We start from the raw sequence: 3,161 nt of genomic DNA, 5'->3' as shown, positions 1-3,161 counted from the left end.
GGACCGGGCCAACTCATACTTGGCCCGGTCAGGACAAGTCTGGGCGAGGCGAGCGCGCGATCAGGTGACCGACACGCGGCATCCGCGTGAACGCCCGACGAGCAGTTCCCGCGAGGTCAGGGACGCGGGTCCTCGGGGCGTGAGATGCCGGGGAGCAGGGTCTCACCCGAGCGCAGCGCGTCGAGTGCGGCGGGGTGCACCTCCTCGAGGTGGCGCAGGCTCTTGCGGCGGTACCGCACGAGCTGGATGACGCCGACGCCCCAGAACAGGAACTGCACCGACATCGCGATGCGGAAGTGCTCGAGGGTGTAGGTCGAGGGCCCACCCGGAGCCAGCTGGTCGAGGACGATGCCGATCAGCGCGATCGTCGCGAGCGAGGCGACGAAGCCGCCGATGTTGACGACGCCGGTGGCGCGCCCCAGGTGCGAGGAGGGGTGGAAGGTGCGCGCGAGGTCGAAGCCGACCATCGACCCGGGGCCGCCGAGGGCGGTCACGACGACGAGCACGACGAGCAGCCACAAGGGCGCCGGCCCCGGCCACAGCAGCACGACCGCCCAGACGGCCATGATCGACCCGACGATGCCGAGCACCAGCTGCGAGCGACGGTAGGGGATGCGCGCGGTGAAGGCCGCCACGGCCGGGCCGGCGGCCATGCCGGTGACGGTCATGACGATGAGCAGCCACGACGCGACGTCCTCGTCGACCCCCTCACCGCTGACCAGGAACGGGAACCCCCACAGCATGACGAACACGGTGGCGCCGAACTGCGAGGTGAAGTGCACCCACAGCCCGAGCTGGGTGCCGGGGTTGCCCCACACCTCGGCCAGCGTCCGGGCCAGGGCGCGGACCTTGATCCGCTCGACCGACTCGCCCCGGTACGGGGAGTCCTTGACGACGGCGAGGAGCAGCACGCCGAGGACGATTCCGATGCCGGCCGCGGTGGCGAACGAGCGGGTCCAGCCCCAGGTGGCCAGGGCGGCTGCCAGCGGGGTGGCCGCCGCGATGGCCCCGAGCTGCCCGGCCATCCCGGTCAGCTGGGTGATGAACGGGGCCTGCTTGACCCGGAACCACACCGCGACCAGGCGCAGCAGCGAGGTGAAGATCATCGCGTCGCCCGCGCCGAGCAGGACGCGGGCGGCCATCCCGGCCTCGAAGGTCCCCGCGAAGGCGAACCACATCTGGCCGCCGGTCATCAGGGTGAGCCCGGTGACCATGAGGCGTTTCGAGCCGTACCGGTCGATCAGCACCCCGACGGGGATCTGCATCGCCGCGTACACCGCGAGCTGGAGCACCGTGAACGTCGCGAGCTGCGCGGCCGTGATGCCGAAGCGGTCGGCCGCGAGCAGCCCCGCGACGCCGAGCGAGGTGCGGTGGAAGACGGCCAGGATGTAGACCGACAGCGCGACCAGCCAGATCACCCAGGCCCGGCGACGGCCGATGTTGTGCACCTGGCGCAGCACGGGTCGGGTCACCACCCGAGTGTAGGAGCCGCGCGAGGGTCAGCCGGTGACCGTGTAGCTGGCGTCCGGGGCGGCGCAGTACGTGAACGGGCCGCCGCGGGCGGAGTGGTACTGGAACAGGGCCTGCTCGACGCGCAGCATGAGCAGTTCACCGTCGACGAGCGCCTGCGTGTAGTCCATGCCCTTCTGCGGGCAGCCCAGCGAACCGTCGTTCCACGTGACCGGGGACCACGCCGCGACGAGCACCTGGTCGGGGTCGACCTGGGCGCGTTGGGCGGTGTCGGCGATGGCCGCCGCGACCTCGGGGCGGGTGCGGATGTCGGCGGGCAGGGTGCCACCGGCGCCGGGAGAAGGGCTCTCGGATGCCGTCGGGCCGGGTGTCGTGGATGCCGCGGGCGTCGTGCTCGCGGGGTTTGGCGAGGTCGTGGCGTCGGTGCCTTCCTGCGTCGATGCGGCGCACCCGCCCGTCGCCACGAGGGCGGTGACGAGTGCGGCAGCCAGTCGCAGGTTCATGGTGGACACGCGATCAGCGCAGGACGTGTCGGCTGATGACGAGGCGCTGGATCTGGTTGGTGCCCTCGAAGATCTGGGTGACCTTGGCCTCGCGCATGAATCGCTCCGCGGGGAAGTCCTGCGTGTACCCGGCCCCACCGAGAACCTGGACGGCATCCGTCGTGACCCGCATCGCGGCATCCGTCGCCGTCAGCTTCGCGACCGCAGCCTCCTTGGAGAACGGGCGGCCGGCGTCCTTGAGGCGAGCGGCGTGCAGGTAGGTCGCGCGGGCGCTGGTCACCGCGGCCTCCATGTCGGCGATGAGGAAGGCCAGGCCTTGGTTGGCACCGATGGCGCGGCCGAACTGCTGGCGCTCCTTCGCGTACGACGCCGCGAGGTCCAGGGCCGACTGGGCCAACCCGGTGGCGGCGGCAGCGATACCCAGGCGACCGGCATCCAACGCCGACAGGGCGATGGCCATGCCCTGCCCCTGCGCCCCGATGCGGCGGGAGGCGTCGACGCGCACGTCGTCGTACATCACCTCGCGCACGGTGTCGCAGTGCAGGCCCATCTTGCGTTCGGGGGTGCCGAAGGACAGGCCGGTGGCGTCGCCGGGGACGATGAGGCAGGACAGGCCCTTGCCGCCGTCATCGGAGGTGCGCGCGAAGGTCGTGTAGTAGTCGGCGTGCCCGGCGTGGCTGATCCAGGCCTTGCGACCGCGCAGCACGTACTCGCCGGAGGCGTCGTCGGTGGTGGCTCGGGTGGTCATCGAGCCGATGTCGCTGCCGGCCTGCTGCTCGGAGAGGCAGTAGGCGCCGAGCTGCTCGCCCGAGAGCATGTCGGGCAGGAGGGTGCTCTGCTGCTCGGGGGTGCCGAACGTCGTGACCGGGTAGGCGGTCAGGGAGTGCACCGAGACTCCGACGGCCACGCTCATCCACGCGGAGGCGATCTCCTCGACGACCTGGAGGTAGACCTCGTAGGGCTGCCCGTAGCCGCCGAACTCCTCGGGGTGGGGGAGGGAGAGCAGGCCCGCGGCGCCCAGGGTGCGGAAGACCTCGGTGGGGAAGGACTCGTCGGTGGCGGCGGCCCGTTCGGCGTCGTCGACCTTGGGCCGCAGTTCCTTGTCGCAGATCTCGCGGGTCAGGTCGATGAGGTCCTGACCCTCCTCGGTGGGCATCAGCCGCGTCGCTGCCATGGCCCGACCATACC

3 protein-coding genes are annotated in these 3,161 nt (G+C 71.4%); all 3 read right to left on the bottom strand.

The window, feature by feature from the left end; translation table 11 throughout:
- Positions 1–116 precede the first annotated feature (116 nt).
- From PLL68_RS11535 to PLL68_RS11525, 3 genes are read right to left on the bottom strand one after another with little or no spacing between them, the layout of a single operon-like run.
- Positions 117–1,472 carry an MFS transporter gene (locus tag PLL68_RS11535; protein ID WP_159903066.1) on the bottom strand — a complete coding sequence of 452 codons (1,356 nt, stop codon included), beginning with the start codon at positions 1,470–1,472 and terminating at the stop codon, positions 117–119.
- A 27-nt stretch (positions 1,473–1,499) separates the two neighbouring features.
- Positions 1,500–1,973: a DUF8738 domain-containing protein gene (locus tag PLL68_RS11530; RefSeq protein WP_502910699.1), complete on the bottom strand. Its 474-nt coding sequence runs from the start codon at positions 1,971–1,973 to the stop codon at positions 1,500–1,502.
- A gap of 13 nt (positions 1,974–1,986) precedes the next feature.
- Entirely contained in the window at positions 1,987–3,147 is a 1,161-nt protein-coding gene (locus tag PLL68_RS11525) for an acyl-CoA dehydrogenase family protein (RefSeq protein ID WP_324534220.1), read from the bottom strand.
- Between the last annotated feature and the right edge of the window lie 14 nt (positions 3,148–3,161).

The sequence above is a fragment of the Ornithinibacter sp. genome, from assembly GCF_035443565.1.
GTDB lineage: Bacteria > Actinomycetota > Actinomycetes > Actinomycetales > Dermatophilaceae > Fodinibacter.
This window is presented reverse-complemented; position numbering and strand designations above follow the sequence as displayed.

Bases quoted from the DNA above. Each gene is read 5' to 3' on its own strand.
- PLL68_RS11530 (WP_502910699.1), bottom strand. From the start codon at position 1,973: ATGAACCTGCGACTGGCTGCCGCACTCGTCACCGCCCTCGTGGCGACG.
- PLL68_RS11525 (WP_324534220.1), bottom strand. From the start codon at position 3,147: ATGGCAGCGACGCGGCTGATGCCCACCGAGGAGGGTCAGGACCTCATC.